General features: G+C 71.2%; 18 protein-coding genes and 1 pseudogene. 7 read left to right on the plus strand and 12 right to left on the minus strand.

All coding sequences use genetic code 11. The features are described 5' to 3' along the window. Nucleotides 1-36: 36 nt before the first annotated feature. Entirely contained in the window at nucleotides 37-537 is a 501-nt protein-coding gene (locus JHN63_RS36290) for a hypothetical protein (RefSeq protein ID WP_200688911.1), read from the minus strand. Nucleotides 538-654: 117 nt separating this feature from the next. Between JHN63_RS36290 and JHN63_RS36295 the strand changes: the two genes are divergently transcribed. Further along, complete coding sequence (locus JHN63_RS36295; RefSeq protein WP_200688912.1) at nucleotides 655-1,968, plus strand: ABC transporter substrate-binding protein; 1,314 nt, start codon at nucleotides 655-657, stop codon at nucleotides 1,966-1,968. 39 nt (nucleotides 1,969-2,007) lie between these two features. On the opposite strand, the pseudogene JHN63_RS54840 reads toward JHN63_RS36295, so the two are convergent. The 3 genes and pseudogenes from JHN63_RS54840 to JHN63_RS36305 all read right to left on the minus strand — a co-directional run. Beyond that, nucleotides 2,008-2,773 (minus strand): annotated as a pseudogene (locus tag JHN63_RS54840) (hypothetical protein); the annotation flags it as partial. 3 nt (nucleotides 2,774-2,776) lie between these two features. Continuing rightward, a complete protein-coding gene (locus tag JHN63_RS54845; protein ID WP_374222975.1) occupies nucleotides 2,777-3,304 on the minus strand; it encodes a hypothetical protein in 528 nt (175 codons plus the stop codon). A gap of 212 nt (nucleotides 3,305-3,516) precedes the next feature. Next, entirely contained in the window at nucleotides 3,517-4,902 is a 1,386-nt protein-coding gene (locus JHN63_RS36305; RefSeq protein WP_200688915.1) for a transcriptional regulator, read from the minus strand. Between the two features lie 265 nt (nucleotides 4,903-5,167). Here JHN63_RS36305 and JHN63_RS36310 point away from each other — a divergent pair, with 265 nt between their 5' ends. The 3 genes from JHN63_RS36310 to JHN63_RS36320 all read left to right on the plus strand — a co-directional run bounded on the left by JHN63_RS36310 (nucleotide 5,168) and on the right by JHN63_RS36320 (nucleotide 8,286). Further along, on the plus strand, nucleotides 5,168-5,821 hold the full coding sequence (locus JHN63_RS36310) for a bifunctional DNA primase/polymerase (RefSeq protein WP_200688917.1): 654 nt from the start codon (nucleotides 5,168-5,170) through the stop codon (nucleotides 5,819-5,821). 90 nt (nucleotides 5,822-5,911) lie between these two features. Next, nucleotides 5,912-6,682 (plus strand): ABC transporter ATP-binding protein, encoded by a 771-nt coding sequence (locus tag JHN63_RS36315; RefSeq protein ID WP_200688919.1) that lies wholly within the window; start codon nucleotides 5,912-5,914, stop codon nucleotides 6,680-6,682. Then, on the plus strand, nucleotides 6,679-8,286 hold the full coding sequence (locus JHN63_RS36320; protein WP_200688921.1) for a transporter: 1,608 nt from the start codon (nucleotides 6,679-6,681) through the stop codon (nucleotides 8,284-8,286). Before JHN63_RS36315 ends, JHN63_RS36320 begins: the two co-directional genes overlap by 4 nt. A gap of 139 nt (nucleotides 8,287-8,425) precedes the next feature. Here the strand turns inward: JHN63_RS36320 and JHN63_RS36325 are convergent, their stop codons facing one another. Both JHN63_RS36325 and JHN63_RS36330 read right to left on the minus strand, forming a co-directional pair. Continuing rightward, nucleotides 8,426-9,283, minus strand: coding sequence for an alpha/beta fold hydrolase (locus JHN63_RS36325; RefSeq protein WP_200688923.1), 858 nt, complete (start codon nucleotides 9,281-9,283; stop codon nucleotides 8,426-8,428). Nucleotides 9,284-9,813: 530 nt separating this feature from the next. Continuing rightward, nucleotides 9,814-10,506: a metal-dependent transcriptional regulator gene (locus JHN63_RS36330; protein ID WP_019057324.1), complete on the minus strand. Its 693-nt coding sequence runs from the start codon at nucleotides 10,504-10,506 to the stop codon at nucleotides 9,814-9,816. 227 nt (nucleotides 10,507-10,733) lie between these two features. On the opposite strand from JHN63_RS36330, the gene JHN63_RS36335 reads away from it, so the two are divergent. Further along, nucleotides 10,734-11,489: an SIS domain-containing protein gene (locus tag JHN63_RS36335; protein ID WP_200688925.1), complete on the plus strand. Its 756-nt coding sequence runs from the start codon at nucleotides 10,734-10,736 to the stop codon at nucleotides 11,487-11,489. A 24-nt stretch (nucleotides 11,490-11,513) separates the two neighbouring features. On the opposite strand, the gene JHN63_RS36340 is transcribed toward JHN63_RS36335, so the two are convergent. Next, entirely contained in the window at nucleotides 11,514-12,935 is a 1,422-nt protein-coding gene (locus JHN63_RS36340; protein ID WP_200688931.1) for a PAS domain-containing protein, read from the minus strand. Nucleotides 12,936-13,087: 152 nt separating this feature from the next. On the opposite strand from JHN63_RS36340, the gene JHN63_RS36345 reads away from it, so the two are divergent. Next, complete coding sequence (locus JHN63_RS36345; RefSeq protein ID WP_200688932.1) at nucleotides 13,088-13,699, plus strand: nucleotidyltransferase family protein; 612 nt, start codon at nucleotides 13,088-13,090, stop codon at nucleotides 13,697-13,699. On the opposite strand, the gene JHN63_RS36350 is transcribed toward JHN63_RS36345, so the two are convergent. Further along, complete coding sequence (locus JHN63_RS36350; RefSeq protein WP_200688933.1) at nucleotides 13,680-14,120, minus strand: GNAT family N-acetyltransferase; 441 nt, start codon at nucleotides 14,118-14,120, stop codon at nucleotides 13,680-13,682. The two genes, JHN63_RS36345 and JHN63_RS36350, sit on opposite strands and share 20 nt — an antisense overlap. Before the next feature lie 334 nt (nucleotides 14,121-14,454). Next, nucleotides 14,455-15,135 carry a pyridoxamine 5'-phosphate oxidase gene (gene pdxH / locus JHN63_RS36355; RefSeq protein ID WP_200688941.1) on the minus strand — a complete coding sequence of 227 codons (681 nt, stop codon included), beginning with the start codon at nucleotides 15,133-15,135 and terminating at the stop codon, nucleotides 14,455-14,457. A gap of 163 nt (nucleotides 15,136-15,298) precedes the next feature. On the opposite strand from pdxH, the gene JHN63_RS36360 reads away from it, so the two are divergent. Next, nucleotides 15,299-16,405, plus strand: a complete 1,107-nt coding sequence (locus JHN63_RS36360; RefSeq protein ID WP_200688942.1) for a citrate synthase 2 — start codon at nucleotides 15,299-15,301, stop codon at nucleotides 16,403-16,405. 91 nt (nucleotides 16,406-16,496) lie between these two features. On the opposite strand, the gene JHN63_RS36365 is transcribed toward JHN63_RS36360, so the two are convergent. The 3 genes from JHN63_RS36365 to JHN63_RS36375 all read right to left on the minus strand — a co-directional run. Further along, the gene (locus JHN63_RS36365) at nucleotides 16,497-17,111 is read right to left on the minus strand and encodes a TetR/AcrR family transcriptional regulator (protein ID WP_200688943.1); all 615 of its coding nucleotides are present in this window, start codon (nucleotides 17,109-17,111) and stop codon (nucleotides 16,497-16,499) included. Next, nucleotides 17,099-17,833, minus strand: coding sequence for an enoyl-CoA hydratase family protein (locus JHN63_RS36370; protein ID WP_200688944.1), 735 nt, complete (start codon nucleotides 17,831-17,833; stop codon nucleotides 17,099-17,101). Before JHN63_RS36370 ends, JHN63_RS36365 begins: the two co-directional genes overlap by 13 nt. Then, the coding region (locus JHN63_RS36375; protein ID WP_200688946.1) for an AMP-binding protein at nucleotides 17,830-18,606 on the minus strand (777 nt) is incomplete at its 5' end. The genes JHN63_RS36375 and JHN63_RS36370, both read right to left, overlap by 4 nt.

Here is an 18,606-nt window from a genome sequence, read left to right on the forward strand (position 1 = left end):
GGACCAGACCCGCCCTACGCCGCCCCAGCCACCCCCCTACGCGGACCGCGTGATGATCTGCAGCACCTCGAGTGTCCGTGGTGGTGTCTCCGGGTCGTCGCCGTCGCTCACCGCCATGCGTACATGGGCGTCGCGTGCTGCCCGTACCGCGTCCGGCCAGGCCTCGTGGTCGACGTACACGGAGACGTGGGCGTCGGGGCCGACCTGGTGCATGATCCGTAGGACGCGCAGGACGGCCGTGTCGACGAGGGCCGCCTCCTGGGAGTCGCGGAAGATCGTGCCGACGTATTTCTCGGCGGACCAGTTGTCGAGCCAGGTGTCCTCGACGAGGCGGTAGACGGCGTCGGTGACGTCACCGTAGCCGTCGACACCGGCCAGCCAGACGTTCTGCTGGAACGCGGGATCCGAGAGCATGTGCAGCGCGGAACGCACATTGCTGCGCCAGCGCCACCAGGGCATGTCGTTCAGTGGCATGCCGCCCATGGTGGATGAGCGACGGGGGCGACGGGAAGAGTTCTCCGGAGCTTGCACGGTCATCGATCGTACGTTCCTCGTCACATACACAGGAACACCCCCCGTAATTCACCCCCAAGTCACTGCTCGTTGACCCGGAGTCACTCCCCGGTTAGTTGTGTGGCGGAAGCGTGTCTGTCCATGACAGGCAGGCGACGCAACCGCAGCACCTTCCTCCCCACCTTCACCCGCCCCGTCAGAGCGACCGTCATGTCGGCGGCGGCTCTGGGGGCCTGCGCGTCGCTCGTAGCCGGCTGCGGGGTCATCCCCGGAGTCACGGCGGGCTCCGGCGACGGCTCGATCACCGTCATGACCTGGGCGCCCTGGGACACCAGCTCGACCAACAAGCCCGGCATGCCCGCCATGGCGACGGCGTACGCGAAGTGGATCAACAAGCACGGCGGCATCAACGGCCGCAAACTCAAGGTCCTGACCTGCAACGACCACAACACCACCGTGTCCGCGGCGAAGTGCGCCCGGCAGGCCGTGGAGGACAACGTCGTCGCGGTCGTCGGCTCCTACAGCCAGTTCAGCGACTCGTACTTCGCCCCGCTGGAGGGCGCCGGCATCCCGTACATAGGCGGCTACGGCGTCACCACCGAGGAGTTCACCCGCGCGCTGTCCTACCCCGTCAACGGCGGCCAGCCCGCGCTCCTGGCGGGCCTCGGCAAGGAACTCGCCTCCACCTGCGGCCCGGTCACCCTCGTACGGCCCGACTCCATCGTCGGCGACGACCTGCCCCCGCTGCTGAACGCCGGGCTCGCGGCGGGCGGCCACGCGGCGGCGACCGACCAGCTCGCGGCCGACGACGCCACCGAGTACTCCAGTCAGTCGGTCAGCGCCCTGAAGAGCGCGAGCGGCGGCACGGGCGGCAAGAAGGGCTGTGTGGTGCCCTCGCTCGGGGACCGTACCGACATCTTCATGGACTCCTTCCGGCGCGACCGCGAGGACTATCCCGCGGTACGCACCGCGACCGTGCTCGGCAGTGTCGACCAGACCGAGATCAACTCGACGGGCGGGCAGTCCGGGCCGTACGAGGGGTCGTACATCACCGGCTGGTACCCGGTCGCGAGCGACCCGCGCTGGAACCCGATGAAGAAGGCCGTCGACGAGGTGGCCTTCGGCGACAACCGCATCGACCCGGCGGACGCGGGGGTGCAGACCACCTGGATCGCGTACACCGCGTTCAAGACCGTCGTGAACTCGCTCGGCAGCGGCGACATCACCGCCGACACCGTACGGCGCGCCCTCGACGACGGGGTGAAGGTCGACACGGGCGGGCTCACGCCGACGCTTCAGTGGAGCGCCCGCGACGAGAACCTCTCCTCGGTCGGACTGGCCCGGCTGGTCAACGCGAACGTGACCCTTCAGATCGTACGGAAGGGTGTTCTGGTGTCCGCGAAGAAGGGGTTCCTCGATATGACGAAAACCCTGGGCGACGCCGATCTCAACTGACGCCGGCCCGGGCCTCCTCTTCCTCAGCCCTCCGCTTCCTCAGAGCTGGGTCGGCTGGCGCTGGGTCAGGCCGTAGGTCTTCGCGATCGAGTTCCAGAGGGCGGCGGCCTTGGCCTTCTGGTTGCTGGCGGTGCCGCTCGCCGCGTTGCCGGCCGCGGTCTGGCCGGTGGTGCGGGCCTGGCCCTTCTTGCAGCCGTGCTTGCCCGCCGCCTGATCGGCCCAGGCCGCGTAGTGGGTGTCGGCCGACGCGGACGCCTTCCACGCGTTGGTCAGCGCGGCGGTCAGGGCCGCGTTGTCCGGCAGCTTGTCGACCTTCAACTGCGAGAGTTTCGTGACCAGTTCGGTGCGCTGACCCGCCGCGTCCCGCAGGTCGGAGGCCGCGTCGCCGAGCTTGTTGCAGGCCTTCACATTGCCTACGGCGTTGATCACCGAGGCACGGCTGCTGCCGCTGTCGGCGAGCAACTTGTGCGTACGGCGGTTGGGCCTGCGCGTAGCCCGGCTGCTCGGCCCGCGGCGGCTGCTGGAAGCGGGGCATCTGCTGCGTGGAGGCGGCCGGCGGCTCGCCCCCGGCGTCGCTGCGGAAGAGGTTGTCGAACTCGGCGGGCGGCTGCCGGTCGTCCGGCCCGCCCGGCCGTGCCCCGTACCCGGGAGCGCCGCCCTGCGCGGGCACCGGCGGCAGGAACTGCGTGGGCTGCGCGTCGGGATGCGCGGCCTGCGGCATCGGCCCCGCGGGCACCTCGGGCGGCAGCGCCCCCGCCACGACGGGCGGGATGAACTGAGTCGCCCCCTCGTCCATGGCGGCGGCGGNCTACGGAGTGCAGCAGCAGTCGTACGCACAGGAGTACGCGTCGGGGTACGCCCCGACGTACCCGGCGGAGGGCTCCGGGGCGTACCCCGACGCGTACTCCTGTGCGTACGACTGCTGCTGCACTCCGTAGGCCGCGTGCTGGGCGCTCTCCTGGGGGAGGGCCCCCGGCTGCCCCGGGATGCCGTCCTGGGCGCCCCAGGGCGCGGGAGCGGGCAGCTCGGGGGCGCCGGCGCCCCACTGCTGCGGTTGCTGCTGCTGTTGCGGGTCCCCCCAGCCCTGGCCCGGCGGCGGGGCCGGGCTCTGGTGCTGATGGTGGTGCTGGGGGTCCTGTTGCTGGTCCGGGCCCCACGACCCGCCCCACGACTGGCCGGGCGCGGGCGGCGCCGTCGCGGGCTGCCCGCCCGACCGCTGGTCACCGTGTCCGCCCGTCATACCCGGCAGGAGGGGTGCGCCTCCGTCGGAGGGCAGCACGATGCCTTCGCGCGCGGGCCGCGCCGAGGGCTCCTCGCCCTGTCCACTCTGCGTCACCGGGACTCCTACGAATGGGGGACCTACGGGATCGTCGGTTCACGCTACCGGGTACCCCGAGCCCGATGCCACGCAGCACTGGACTGGACCTCTCCACTTGTGACCCCGGTAACAGCTCCAGGACCCCATGCGCCCCAAGAACCGCTCCAAATCCCGCTGTACGCCCCCCTTTCACCACCGGAAGACCACCAGGAGCTTCGTTCACTCGCTGTTCACGCGGCGGCCTGCAACTCCATCCGCGCCCCGAACTCCCTCACCACCGGCTCGTCCCGGTACGGCTCCAGGCGCTGCTGGAAGTCGTCCAGGTACTCGGCGCCCCGGTTTGAGCGCAGCGAGCCGAGCAACTCCACCGCTTTCAGGCCCGTGTTGCAGGCCTGCTCGACCTCGCGCTGCTGCACCTGCGCGCTCGCCAGCAGCACATACCCGATGGCCCGGCGGCGCGCCCGCGACTCCGGGTGCCCGTCCAGGGACTCCTGCGCGCACCTGGCCGCCGCCTCGGCCTGCCCCAGATCGCGGTGGCAGTGCGCCAACTCGTCGGCGAGATACGCCTCGTCGAAGTGTCCGATCCACGCCGGGTCGTCCCCGGACGAGGGATCGGCCGCGTCCAGCGCGCTCACCGCGCGCCCCGACGCCAGCTGCGCCGACCGCGCGTCCCCCATCAGGGCGTGCCCGCGCGCCTCCGCCGCGTAGAACATCGACTCGGCCCGCGGGGTCACCCGCCCCCGCGCCCCCTCCTGCGCCGCGCGCGCCAACTGCGCGATCTCACGCGGGTTTCCGAGCTGCGCGGCGAGGTGACTCATGGACGCGGCCAGGACGTACCCGCCGTAGCCGCGGTCCCCCGCCGCCTGCGCGAGGCGCAGCGCCTGGATGTAGTACCGCTGGGCCAGGCCCGGTTGACCGGTGTCGACGGCCATGTAGCCGGCGAGTTCCGTCAACCGGGCGACGGCGGCGAACAGTTCACGCCCCACGGCCTCCCGGTACGAGCCCGCCAGCAGGCCGGAGACGACACTGTTGAGGTAGTGCACGACGACCGGGCGCACATGCCCGCTGCCGTACTGGTGGTCCAGGTCGCTCAGCGCCTGGGTCATCGCGCGGACCGCCGCCACGTCGGACTGCCCGACGCGGGGCCCGGCCGCGCGGGCGACCTGCGAGTCCGGTGAGGAGATCAGCCAGTCACGGCTCGGTTCGACCAGCGCGGACGCGGCGACCGACGAACCCGACAGGAAGTCCCGGCGCCCCACGTCACTGCGCCACAGCTCACACACCTGCTCGATGGCCCCGAGCACGGTCGGCGAGAACTGAAGGCCCACGCCCGACGCGAGGTTCTTGCCGTTGGCCATGCCGATCTCGTCGATCGTGACCGTACGGCCCAGCTTGCGGCCCAGCGCCTCGGCGATGATCGCCGGAGCGCGCCCGCGCGGCTGCTGTCCCCGCAGCCAACGGGCCACGGACGTCTTGTCGTAGCGCAGGTCGAGACCGTGCTCGGCGCCGCACATGTTGACCCGGCGGGCCAGCCCGGCGTTCGAGCACCCCGCCTCCTGGATGAGCGCCTGCAGCCGTTCGTTCGGCTGCCGCGCGACAAGTGGCCTTGCGGCCATGGCGTACCCCCTGGGAACAACCCCTGAAGCGAAAAGATCCGGCCGTGAAGATCAGTGCCCAGCGAACATGGCGAAAATGCGAAGCATGCGAGGAATGCCGGGGTAAAACCTGGTGCCCGCCCCAGAGGTGGCTACCCAACTCCCGCCGTCGTTCCTCCCGCGCGCCCCCGCACATGCATCCATGCGCCCCAGTTGCGGAATCGATGCTCCTCCCCCGCGCGCGCTACAGCCGTAACCCGAGGTGGGCGCGGGAGTTGTGTTGGGCGTGGAAGAGACGATCGCGGGCACCGAAGCCGCTCAGATTCCGAAGCAGCGCGGGGAATCGCTGCTGGAGACAGCCGTACGCTACGCCGAGGAGCGCCACTGGGACGTCTTTCCCGGCACCTGGCTGGAAGCCGTCGACGGGGTGCAGCGCTGCTCGTGCGACGACGCCGCGTGCGCCGCACCCGGCGCACACCCGGCGCGTGAGGACTGGGCGACGCAGGCGACGGGCAGTGCGACGGTCGCGCGGCGGATGTGGCAGAAGCAGCCGGGGGCGTCGATCCTGCTGCCCACGGGGCGGACGTTCGACGCGATCTCCGTCCCGGAGACCGCGGGGTTCCTGGCGCTGGCCCGGATGGAGCGCATGGAGTTGACGCTGGGTCCCGTGTCGTTGACGCCGGATCGGCGGATGGAGTTCTTCGTGCTGCCCGGGGCTTCGGTGAAGGTGCCGGATCTGGTGCGCCGGATCGGGTGGGCACCGGCCTCCCTTGATCTCGTGGTGTTGGGCGAGGGTGCGTATGTGGCCGCGCCGCCCACGCGGTTCGGGTCCCGGGGGGCCGTGCAGTGGGCCTGCCGGCCGACCGCCGCGAACCGTTGGCTGCCGGACGCGGAGGAGCTGATCTCGCCGCTCGCCTACGCGTGTGGGCGGGACCGGTAGATCTCGCGGGTGCGGCTGCGTTGTGGCCGGTCGCGCCCACGCGGCGGAGCCGCATATCGAAACAGCCCCGTGCCCCCCTAGGTTGGGGCCATGACGTCGGCTGTGAGTGTGCGTGGGCTCTGGAAGCGGTTCGGGCAGCAGATCGCTGTCGCCGGGATCGATCTGGAGTTGCCCGCGGGGAAGTTCATCGGGCTGGTCGGGCCGAACGGGGCCGGGAAGACCACGACCCTCTCCATGGTCACCGGGCTGCTGCGGCCCGATCAGGGCAGCGTCGAGGTGGTCGGGCACGACGTCTGGCGCGACCCCGTGGCCGTGAAGGCGCGGATCGGGGTGCTGCCCGAGGGTCTACGGCTCTTCGAGCGGCTCTCGGGGCGTGAACTCCTCGGCTACAGCGGGCGGTTGCGGGGGCTGCCCGGTGCCGAGGTCGACAAGCGGGCCACGCAGTTGCTGGACGTGCTCGACCTGGCCGGTGCCCAGCACAAGCTCGTCGTCGACTACTCGACCGGTATGCGCAAGAAGATCGGGCTCGCCGCCGCTCTCCTCCACAATCCCGAAGTCCTGTTCCTGGACGAGCCGTTCGAGGGCGTCGACCCGGTCTCCGCGCAGACCATCCGGGGCGTCCTGGAGCGCTACACCGCCTCCGGCGCCACCGTCGTCTTCTCCTCCCACGTCATGGAACTCGTCGAGTCGCTCTGCGACTGGGTGGCCGTGATGGCCGCCGGCCGCATCCGCGCCCAGGGCACACTCGCCGAGGTCCGCGGTGAATCCCCCACGCTCCAGCAGGCGTTCCTCGAACTCGTCGGCGCCGGTGCCCGCGACCACAGCTCGGACCTCGACTGGCTGGGCGGCGGTACCCGATGAGCGCCACCACACCCCCGGCCTCGATCACCCCCGTCGTCGTACGACTGAAGCTGTCGTTGTTGCGCAACGGTCTACGGCAGTCCGGTGGCCGACGGGTCGCCTATGTCGCGTCGGCGGTCGTGGCACTGCTCTTCGCGGCGCTCCAGTTGCTCGGGCTGCTCTCCTTGCGCGGGGAGGCGCACGCGGTCTCCGTGGTCGTGCTCCTGGTGGCGGTGCTGGGCCTGGGCTGGGCGGTGATGCCGCTGTTCTTCCCGTCCGGCGACGAGACCCTCGACCCCACCCGCCTGGTGATGCTGCCGCTCCAACCACGGCCTCTCGTACGGGCGTTGCTGGTTGCCTCGTTGGTAGGCATCGGGCCGCTGTTCACGCTGGTGCTGCTGCTCGGGTCGGTGCTCGCGGTCGCGCACGGCGCCGCCGCGTACGTCACGGCGGTCCCGGCGCTCCTGCTCGCCCTGCTGATCTGCGTGGCCCTCGCGCGGGCCGTCGCCACCGCCAACATCCGCCTGCTGACCAGCAGGAAGGGCCGGGACCTGGCGGTGCTGAGCGGGCTGGTGATCGCGATCGGCGCACAGTTGGTCAACTTCGGCGCACAGCGCCTGGGTTCGTCCGGGCTGGCCCAACTCGACCCGGCGGCCGAGGTGTTGCGCTGGGTGCCGCCGGCCTCGGCGGTCGGCGCGGTGGACTCGGTGAGCAAGGGTTCCTACGGCCTGGCGGTCACCCAACTCGCGCTGTCCGCAGGCGCTTTGGCGACCCTGCTGATCCTCTGGTCGCGCAGCCTCACCCAGCTGATGACCTCACCCGACGGCTCCACCCTCCAGTCCGCCGAACCGGCCGCGAAGGACAGGGCGGCCACCGGCGGCCTGGCCCGCCTCCTCCCGTCCGGCCGCACCGGCACGGTCATGGAACGCAGCCTGCGCTATGTCTGGCGCGACCCCAAGACCAAGGCCGCGTGGGTGACGTCGCTGGCGATCGGCCTGATCGTCCCGGTGTTCAACGCGCTCCAGGGCACCGGCTCCGTCTACTTCGCGTGCTTCGCCGCCGGGATGCTCGGCATCCAGATGTACAACCAGTTCGGCCAGGACACGTCCGCGTTCTGGATGGTCGCGATGACGATCTCCACGACCCGGGACGCCTACGTCGAACTCCGGGCGCGCGCCCTCGCGTTGCTGGTGATCACCCTGCCGTACGCGGCCCTGGTGACCGTCCTGACGACGGCGCTGCTCGGCGACTGGTCCCGGCTCCCGGAGGTGCTCGGCCTCTCCTTCGCCCTCCTCGGCGCGATGCTCGCGACCGGCGCCTGGACCTCGGCACGCTTCCCCTACTCCATCCCCCAGGGCACCCACAAGAACGTCGCCCCCGGCCAGGCCGGCCTCGCCTGGATCTCCATCTTCGGCGGCATGATCTCGGCGGCCCTCCTCTGCGCCCCCGTCATCGCCCTCACGATCTGGGCGAACGTCAGCGCGGACGGGAGTGATTGGAGCTGGGTGCTGCTGCCGGTGGGGGCGGGTTACGGGGCGGCGATCACGTATGCGGGACTGAGGCTGGCGGCACCGGGGACGGCGAGGCGCTTGCCGGAGATCCTGGCGGCGGTCAGCAAGGGGTGAGTTTTCGACTCAGGGCAGGGCGATTCCCCCAGGGGCGCGGGGCTGTATCGATGTGCGGCTCCGCCGCGTGGGCGCGGCCGGCTACACCCCACCCGCACTCGCCACACGACACAAGCCCCCACCCCCTTGGGCGCCCACATCACACCAGCACCCCGTCAAGAAACGGCTCGACAGCCGCCCGCCAAGCCGACGGCTGGTCGTAATGCACCAGATGCCCCGCGTCCGCGACCTCCGCATACTCCCCTCGGGGGAGCACCCGGACCATCTCCTGCGCCTCCGCCCGCCCCAACTCCCCGTCCAGTCCCCGCACCACCAGCGCGGGACACTGAACCTGGGCAAGCTCCTCCCAGTGCGCGTCGTACACCCACGTCTCCCGGGACTTCAGCATCTGCTCGGGCTCGAACACCGGCCGCCACCCGTCGGGAGACTCGTGCATGACCTCGGCGTAGAACTCCCCCCGGGAGGGATTCGGCCGCTCCACCCACGGATCGTCCTCACCGAACCACTTGCGGACGTCCGCGAGCGTGGCGAAGGGAACGGGCCAGGACTTAAACCAGTCGGCCCACTCCCGCTGCGAGGCCGCCCCCAGCGCGGACGCCCGCATGTCACAGATGACCAGCCCCCGCACCAGATCGGGCCGCTTCGCGGCGAGCTGCCACGCGGTGAGCGCCCCCATCGCGTGCCCGACGAGCACGACCGGGGCGAGCCCCAGCTGCTCCAGCGCGGCCTCCGCGTCCTCGACGTAGGCCTCACGTGTGAAGGCCGCCTGCGGCGGCTTGTCGCTCTGGCCGTGGCCGCGCTGGTCGAGTGCGACCGCGCGGTGCCGTTCGGAGAGCCAGCGGGCGGTGGGCGCCCAGTGCGAGGCACGGCCCATCAGGCCGTGCAGTAAGAGAACTCCGGGTGCCCGCTCGATCTCCCCCGACTTGGGCGGGTCCGCGAACTCCCATGCGGCCAGGCGTACGCCGCCTGCTCCGGTCACGTCGATGCGCCGCGCCATTGGTCCTGGCACCCCCCTAGCCACGCTCTGCCGCTTGTGCCGTTCCGTTCTTGCTGCTGTCTCTTCTCTTGCTCGTCTCTTCCTACAGGTCACGCCCCGCGCGTTTCATCACTCACAGGTTATCGAATACAGATTCGAAAATGCTGTCTCGCGCCGTAACACCCCTCGTTCGAGTGACCCGGCTCAAGGAATGATCGCCGCTGCCGAGGGGAGATCTTCAGCGGGAGGCGGACCGCTCGGGGAAACCGGTCCGCAGGGGATGACCTTGAGAGCTCGGGGCTCCGGGTCAGCACAGGGGAGGACAGGCCCCGGCGCCACACGGCGCCGGGGCCCTCTCCACGATTGCGGCACATCCTCCCGCCCCCTCACGGTCATATGCCTCACGCGACAGCCTGGCACGCGCAGCGCCCGAGCGCTGCGATTCAGCGCACTGAATCTCGGATTCGCCGAGATCGTCGACCGGTACCCCGGAACGCCACAACTACCCCTCGCACCCCATGAGTTGACGCCCCGCCGGAGAAAAGACGAGATCAGCGCTTGGCGACGAACACATGCGAGGCGATCTCCGACTCCAGCTCGGCCGCCTCACCGCCGCTGCCCACCAGCACCCCGCCGGCCGACTCCGTGACACTCACCACCGAGCCGGGCTGCACGCCCGCGCGGCGCAGCGTGTACATGAGCTGCGCGTCCGTCTGGATGGGCTCGCCGATCCGGCGCACGACGACCGTCTTGCCGTCGACACCCGGGTCGAGGTCGGCCAGCGAGACCATGCCCTCGTCGAGGAAGGGGTCGGCCCCGTCCTTCTCGCCCAGCTCCTCGAGACCGGGGATCGGGTTGCCGTACGGCGACTCCGTGGGGTGGCGCAGCAGCTCCAGGACGCGGCGCTCCACGGCCTCGCTCATCACGTGCTCCCAGCGGCAGGCCTCGGCGTGCACCTGCTCCCACTCCAGGCCGATCACGTCGACGAGCAGACACTCGGCGAGCCGGTGCTTGCGCATCACGCGCGTGGCGAGCCGGCGGCCCTCGTCGGTCAGTTCCAGGTGGCGGTCGCTGGCCACGGCCACCAGGCCGTCGCGCTCCATGCGCGCCACCGTCTGGCTCACCGTGGGCCCGCTCTGGTCGAGCCGCTCGGCGATGCGGGCGCGCATGGGGACCACACCTTCCTCCTCCAGCTCGAGGATGGTGCGGAGATACATCTCCGTGGTGTCGATCAGTCCGGACATACGTGCCCCTCGATTACCTCTGCCCGAAGCTCGACGGCTCCGCGGCGCGTGCGCTGGCCCTGGACTCAATTCTGACGCATACCACTGACAACCGTGCCGCGCCGCTGAAACCAGCCGGTTACGGCCGCCCGCGGCGGCCCCCTGAGACGTGCTGTCGCCGTATTGACATCCCCTTGGTCCAGACCGCACGGTGATCCGCGACACAAACTCACCGAGGGGACTTCCGCATGAGCGACCGTACGCCGTCCGGCCAGTTCTTCGACGCCGCGATCACCCTTCTCCAGCGGGTCCGCGACGAAGAGGCCGAGCCCGTCCGGGCGGCCGGCACGCTCCTCGCGGACACGGTGGCCGGCGGCGGACGGCTCTTCGCCTTCGGTGCCGGGCACTCCTCCCTCGCCGCGCAGGACGTCGTCTACCGCGCGGGCGGGCTCGCCCTGATGAACCTGCTCACCGTCCCCGGGGTCGTCGGCGTCGACGTCATGCCGGCCACGCTGGGCTCCGCCCTGGAGCGCGTCGACGGCCTCGCGAGCGTCGTCCTGGAGACGTCACCGCTGCGCTCCGGCGACGCCCTGGTGATCATCTCGCTGTCCGGGCGCAACGCCCTGCCTGTCGAGATGGCAATGAAGGCCCGCTCCCTGGGCGTCCGGGTCATCGGCGTGACATCGGTGGCGTACGCCTCGGAGACGACGTCACGGCACGTCTCCGGGACGTACCTCAAGGACCACTGCGATGTCGTCCTCGACTCGAAGATCGCGATCGGCGACGCGGAACTCACCCTCGACACCATCCCGGCCCCCTTCGCCCCCGCCTCCACGGTCGTCACCGCGGCCCTCCTCCAGGCGGTCATGGCGACGGCCGCCGCGACCCTGGCCGAGCGCGGGATCGAGCCGCCGCTGCTCCGCTCCGGGAACGTGGACGGCGGCCACGAGTGGAACGGCCGGGTCTTCGAGGAGTACCGCGACCGGATCTTCTACCAGTACTGAGCCTCTACGGCCCCTGTGGGCCGGCTATTTCTCGCCCGCCGCGCCCGCCAGATCCAGCGCCGCCGCGATCCGTACGGCCACGTCCTCGGCGTAGATCGAGTCGGACCGTTCGAACTGGCTGCGCCCGGCGCCCCTCAGGAACGTCACGACGCCCAGGGTCCGGCCCCGGCTGCGCAGCACCGCGCACAGGGCGTGCACGGCGTCCGTGGGCCACTGGCGGACCCGGGCCCACTCGCGGGCCTGTTCGGGCGGGACGGTGCCGATGCTGGCGCGCACGGAGCCGATGCGTTCGACGCACTGGAGGGCGGGATGGCCCTCTCCGTAGCGCACGGGCAGCCCGGCGGCGCCGGTGAGCAGGCTGGGTCCGGGGGCTCCGGTGGGGGTCGCGGCGACCCGGACGAGGCGTACGGCCGTAGCACGCACTCCGGCGCCGTCGGGATCGTTCAACGATCCTCCCGCTACCCGGTCGACCAGGGCGTGGTCGGCGAAGCCGGCGAGGGCGAAGTCGAGGTGGACGGTCGCCGCGTCGCGCGGGTCCTCGCACTCGGCTGCGGCGCGGGCGGCGCGGTGCAGTTGCTGGGCGCGGAAGCGCAGCAGCGAGGCCTCCTGCTCGATCTGCTTGGCCTCGGTGACGTCCTGGAAGAGCCAGCCGACGCCGAGCGGCACCGGTTCCTCGGTGAGCGGCGAGGCCAGCCGCAGGAAGCCGCTGCGCCAGCAGCGCCGCAGATTGCCCTCGGGTGTCCGTACGCTCACCCAGATCTCGGCGGGCGCGGGCGGTGCGCCCTCGGCGAGGACGTGGGTGAGCGCGGCCTCCAGCTCCTCGACGCCCTGGGCGAGCAGTTCGCCGAGGGGGCGCCCGAGGACGGCGGTGCGGCCGGTGCCGAGCGCGCGGGCGGCATGCGAGTTGACGACGGCGGGCCGCAGGTCGGCGTCGACGAGCACGACCCCCCAGGAGGCGTCCTCGAACAGCGCCTCGCTCAGGGCGATGGACCGCTCCAGGTCGATCTGGGCATGCACCTCGCTGAAGGCGCAGTAGACACCGGCGGGCTTCCCGTCCGGCCCGCGCACGGCGGCGGACTGGGTCCGCACGAGTACCCGTCCGCCCTCCTTCGTCAGGAGGGCGAACTCGTTGACCTGCCGTCCGGGCGCCCGCATGGCGGACATCAGCCGCCCCTCGACCTCCTCGGCGTCCGCACGGCGTACGGCCCACCCGGCCAGTCCGTGCCGCCCGACGGCCTCGGCCGCGGTCCAGCCCAGGATGCGCTCGGCCTCGCGGTTCCAGTGGGTGACCACCCCGTCCGCGTCGAAGGCACACAGTGCCGCGTCCATGCCGTCCAGCAACGCGGCCAACAGATCCGACCCACCGACACCGTCGGGCCCGCCGTCCCGCTCGGGCTCGTCGGGACCCAATTCGTCGGTGGTCCCACTACGCCGGGAAGCACTCACCTGGACCCCCTGCAGGCTGCGTCCGCGGACACGACGCGTCGGTTCACTCACTCCCCCTCATTCAACTCGAACGTGACGCAGCACACACCGAGTTCCCGCAAGATTGAGGGAATCGTTGTACGACACCGACCGGGCACCGGCACACTCGCCTGATGCCCGCCGCCCGCCTCCCGCTCGACGAACAACTCACCGCGCTGCGCACGACGCTGTCCCGCAACGAGCCACTCCTGGAGATCCTCGACCGCACCGCGGCCCTCGACCTCCCGAACTGGTACCTGACCGCGGGCTGCCTCGTCCAAACCATCTGGAACACGGTCACGGGCCGTCCCCCGACCCACGGCATCAAGGACTACGACGTCTTCTACCACGACGCCACCGACCTGTCCTGGGAGGCCGAGGACAAGGTGATCCGGGCAGGCCGCGCGGCGTACGCGGGCCTGCCCGCCGAGGTGGAGATCCGTAACGAGGCCCGCGTCCACCTCTGGTACGAGGAGAAATTCGGCACCCCGTGCCCGCCGTACGACTCCGTGGAGGCCGCGATCGACTCCTTCGCGGCGACCACCTGCTGCCTCGCCGTACGCCTGAAGGAGGACGGGAGTTGGCGCGTGTACGCCCCGCACGGCCTGTCCGACGTCTTCGGCCTCGTCGTACGGCCGAACCCGGTCCTGGCGCCGCGCGAGGTCTACGAGACGAAGACGGCCCGCTGGCGGGAGACCTGGCCGGAACTGACGGTCCTGCCGTGGCCTACGCCAGCCTCAACGTGAGCCACAGGTCGGTCTCGCCGTCCAGGACGTAGCGCTCGGTCTCGGTGAAACCCCGGGCCTTCGCGAACCGCACCCCGTCCGTGTTGGCGGCCAGGACCACCGTCTCGATCGTGCCGGCGCCGAGTGCACGCGCGCGCGTGAGGCCGTTTTCGTAGAGGGCGGTTCCATGGCCGCGCCGGCGGAACGCGGGCAGTACGCGTGCGATGACGGTCGCCACGCCGTCCTCCGGGGGACGCACGGTGGAGCAGCCCACGAGGGCGTCCCCCAGGTACGCGTTCTCCAGCCGGTTGCGGCCGCTCCGCTCCCGGACCTCGTCGAGGGACAGCGCGGCGGGCGGCACGATCAGGTTGTGGACGTGGCGCCAGTCCCGGAGCGCGGTCCCGTCGGCCGCGTCCACCGGCTCGATACGAAGATCAGTCATGCGCCGGGAACCTAGGTGACCGGCACGGGCCCGTCCAGCGAGTTCAGGTCTCGTTAAAAACGGTTGATCCGTCGGCGGGAGGTTCTTAGGGTGGCGAGTACTTCGGAAAGGAGGTGGTTCGGCAGATGTATGAATACCGGACGGAAGAGGTGACTGCGGGCTAGTGGCCCGCCGTCGTACTCGGTTCGGCGCCGGACCAGCGTGTGCGCGTCGCACGCAACCGGCCTAACCCAACGCAGTCACCCGACCCGCGAGCTCGCCGGTACGTCCGGCCGGCTCCCCCGCCGTCAGGCGGAGGGACCTGAGCTCGCGGGTCGCCTGCGTTTTCGGGGACCTACGGGCTCAGCCGGTCCACGTGCCAACTGCCGTCCTGCTCGGCGGTGTAGCGCAGGCGGTCGTGGAGGCGGTTCTCCCGGCCCTGCCAGAACTCGACCGTCCGGGGCGCGATGCGGAAACCGCCCCAGTGGGGCGGCACCGGGACCTGTTCGCCCTCGGGATAGCGGGCGAGCAACTCCTCGTACGACGACTCCAGTTCGGCCCGTGAGCCGATCACCGAGGACTGCGTGCTGGCCCAGGCTCCGAGCTGGGAGCCGTGCGGGCGGGTGCGGAAGTACGCGGCCGTCTCGTCGCGGCCGGTGCGGCGGGCGATACCGGTGACCAGGACCTGGCGGGCCATCGGATGCCAGGGGAAGAGCAGCGCCACATGCGGGTTCGCGGCGAGTTCGCGGGCCTTGCGGGAGCCGTAGTTCGTGTAGAAGACGAAGCCCTGCTCGTCGTAGTGCTTCATGAGGACCGTGCGGGAGCTGGGGCGGCCGTCGGCGTCGGCGGTGGAGACGACCATCGCGTTCGGCTCGTAGACCAGGTCCTGGAGCGCCGCCTCCTCGAACCAGCGGCCGAACTGCGCCATGGGGCCGGCTGCCAGGTCGTTCTCGTCGATGCCCGCCACGCGGTACTGCCTGCGCATCGCGGCGGGGTCGAAGCGGGGATCACGGTCGATGGGATCGCGGTCGGTCACGGCGGTCATCTTGCCGTACGCACGCCTCTGGCCACGAGTCCGGGTGGCACTGAGTGCCGCGGACTCTCCCCTTGGGTGGCACTCGGCGTTATGGTGCTGATGTCTCTATCTTCGGCCCGCGAGTCCCGCGCGACCGTGGAGCCACAGCATGAGGAGCCGCCTGATGTCCGACCCCGGCTTTGTACCTGGACTCGAGGGAGTCGTCGCGTTCGAGACGGAGATCGCCGAACCGGACAAGGAGGGCGGCGCCCTGCGGTACCGGGGCGTCGACATCGAGGACCTGGTCGGTCATGTCTCGTTCGGCAACGTCTGGGGGCTGCTGGTCGACGGCGCCTTCAACCCCGGGCTGCCGCCCGCCGAGCCCTTCCCGATCCCGGTGCACTCCGGTGACATCCGCGTCGACGTCCAGTCCGCGCTGGCCATGCTCGCGCCCGTGTGGGGCCTCAAGCCCCTCCTCGACATCGACGAGGAGCAGGCCCGCGACGACCTCGCCCGCGCGGCCGTCATGGCCCTGTCCTACGTCGCCCAGTCCGCGCGCGGGCAGGGGAACGCGATGGTGCCGCAGCGCGAGATCGACAAGGCGCAGTCCGTCGTCGAGCGGTTCATGATCCGGTGGCGCGGCGAGCCCGATCCGAAGCATGTCGCCGCCGTGGACGCCTACTGGACGTCCGCCGCCGAGCACGGTATGAACGCGTCGACCTTCACCGCGCGGGTCATCGCGTCCACCGGCGCCGATGTCGCCGCCGCGCTGTCCGGGGCCGTAGGGGCCATGTCCGGGCCCTTGCACGGTGGTGCGCCGTCCCGGGTGCTCGGGATGATCGAGGAGATCGAGCGGACCGGGGACGCGGAGGCGTACGTCAAGCAGGCGCTCGACAAGGGTGAACGGCTGATGGGATTCGGGCACCGCGTGTACCGGGCCGAGGACCCTCGGGCGCGTGTACTGCGGCGTACGGCACGGGAGTTGGGGGCGCCGCGGTTCGAGATCGCCGAGGCGTTGGAGAAGGCCGCGCTGGCGGAGTTGCACGCGCGCCGTCCCGACCGGGTGCTCGCGACCAACGTCGAGTTCTGGGCGGCGATCGTGCTGGACTTCGCCGAGGTGCCGGCGCACATGTTCACGTCGATGTTCACGTGTGCGCGGACCGCCGGGTGGTCGGCGCACATTCTGGAGCAGAAGCGGACGGGGCGGCTTGTTCGGCCGTCCGCTCGGTATGTGGGGCCTGCCGTGCGGGGGCCCGAGGCGATCGAGGGGTTCGGGGACATCTCCCACTGAAGAGAGGGCTGAGGTGTGTGGGCGACTGCGGGCCTGATGTTGCTGGTCGCGCCCACGCGGCGGAGCCGCAAATTGACACAGCCCCGCGCCCCTAAAGGGCGTCGTCCAGAAGGCGTGTCCATTGGGCGACCACTCTCGCCCTCCTGCCCCTGTCGTCCGTGAGCAGGTTCGCCAGGCCCAGGCCTCTCGCCATGTCCAGGAGGCCCTGGACCGTCTCTCGCGCGCCCGGCTCGGACTCGTCCGCTCGCAGCAGGTCCACGGCGATCCGGTGGGTCTCCCGGCCCACCTTCGCCTCCAACTCCGTTACCCGGGGGCGGAGTTGGTCCTCGTTGGAGGCGGCCACCCAGAGGTGGAGGGCGGCGCGGAAGAGGGGGCCGGTGTAGAGGTCGACCAGGGCCTCGACCACGACGCGGCGGTCTTCGGCGCCGTCCGGGAACAGGGCCCGGAGGGCCGTGGAGCGTTCTTCGGCCACGTACTCGACGGCGGCCGTGAAGAGGTCCTCGCGGGTCGGGAAGTGGTGTTGGGCGGCGCCTCGGGAGACGCCGGCGCGTTCGGCGACGACGGAGACCGTGGAGCCTGCCCAGCCGTGTTCGGCGAGGCAGGACACGGCGGCTTCCAGGAGGCGCTGCCGGGTGGCCCGGCTGCGGTCCTGCTTGGGTCTGCGGTCGACCGCGCCCGGCGCCGTCGTCGCGCTCACACCACCCATGCGGGATCCCGTCGTTCGAGAAATGCCGTCATCCCCTCACGGGCCTGCGCGGAGGCGAACAGCCGTGCCGAGAGCGCGGTCAGGTCGGCCGCGTCCCGGTCGAAGGTTTCCAGCACCCTAGCCGTGAGCAGCCGTTTCGTCTCGGCCAGGGCCTCGGGAGCGGATCGGCGCAGACCGTCGAGGATCGGTTCGAGTACGTCGTCCACGTCCCCTCCCGCCGTCGTCAGCAGGCCGGTGCGGGTCGCCTCCGCCGCGTCGAAGCGTTCGCCGGTGAGGTAGTAGCGGGCGAGGGCTCGCGGGTCCGTGCGGGGCAGCAGCGGGAGGGAGATCACCGCGGGGGCCACGCCGATCCGCACCTCCGTGAACGCGAAGGTCGACTCCAGGGACGCCGCCGCGATGTCGCAGGCCGCCAGGAGGCCGAGGCCGCCCGCCCGTACGTGGCCCGTCACCCGCGCGACCACCGGCTTGGGGACGTCCACGATCAAGCGGAGCAGGGCCACCAGTGCCTCCGGGGGCGGCGGGTCCCGGAGGTCCGCGCCCGCGCAGAAGGTGTTGCCGGTGTGGGTGAGGACGATCGCCCGTACGTCGGTGTCCTTCCCGCACTCCGTCAGCGCGTGCGCCAACTCGGCCACCAGGGACGCCGACAGCGCGTTCCGCGTGGCCGGCGAGTCCAGGCTCAGGGTCTCGACGCCCCGCGCGCGTGCCCGGCCGATCGACGTCATGAGCGGCCCCGCAGTTCCCGGCGCAGGATCTTCCCGGAGGCGGCGCGCGGGACGGCGTCGATGAAGGTGACCCGGCGGACGCGTTTGTAGGGGGCGACGCGGCGGACGACGAACGTCCAGCCGCCGTCGTCCACGTAGCCGACGTCCCCGGTGTGCAGCCAGCCGTCGGCGTCGATCATCGCGGCCGTGTCGTCGGGGCGGCCCAGGTAGCCCTTCATCACCTGCGGGCCGCGGATGAGGAGTTCGCCCGGCTCGCCGGTGCCCAGGTCCTTGTCCGGGTCCTCCAGGGCGACGACCCGCATCTCGGTGCCGGCGATGAGTTTGCCGACGGTTCCCGGGGGTGCGGTGGGCATGTCCCGTACGGGGACCACGTGGGTGCCCGGGGAGAGTTCCGTCATGCCGTACGCCTGGCCCACGGGCGGCAGGTTCGCGTCGAGGGGGGCGGCGGCGCTGATGATGTACTTCAGCGACGAGAGGTCGTACTGCGCGACCGCGGGATGCTTGGCGAGGGCCAGGACGATCGGCGGGGCGACGTAGAGGCCGGTGATGCGGTGGTTCTCGATGGCCGCGAGAAAGGTCTCCAGCTCGAAGCGCGGGAGGACGACGACCGCGGCGCCCTTCCTCAGGGGTGCGTTCATCAGGGCCGTGAGGCCGTAGATGTGGAAGAACGGCAGGACCGCGAGGATGCGGTCGCCGGGGCCGGTGGGGACGGCGGGCTCCAACTGGGCCAGGTTCGTGGCTATTTGACAGTGGGTGAGCATCACGCCCTTGGG

The organism is Streptomyces sp. MBT65, from assembly GCF_016612545.1.
In the GTDB taxonomy this organism is placed as follows: domain Bacteria; phylum Actinomycetota; class Actinomycetes; order Streptomycetales; family Streptomycetaceae; genus Streptomyces.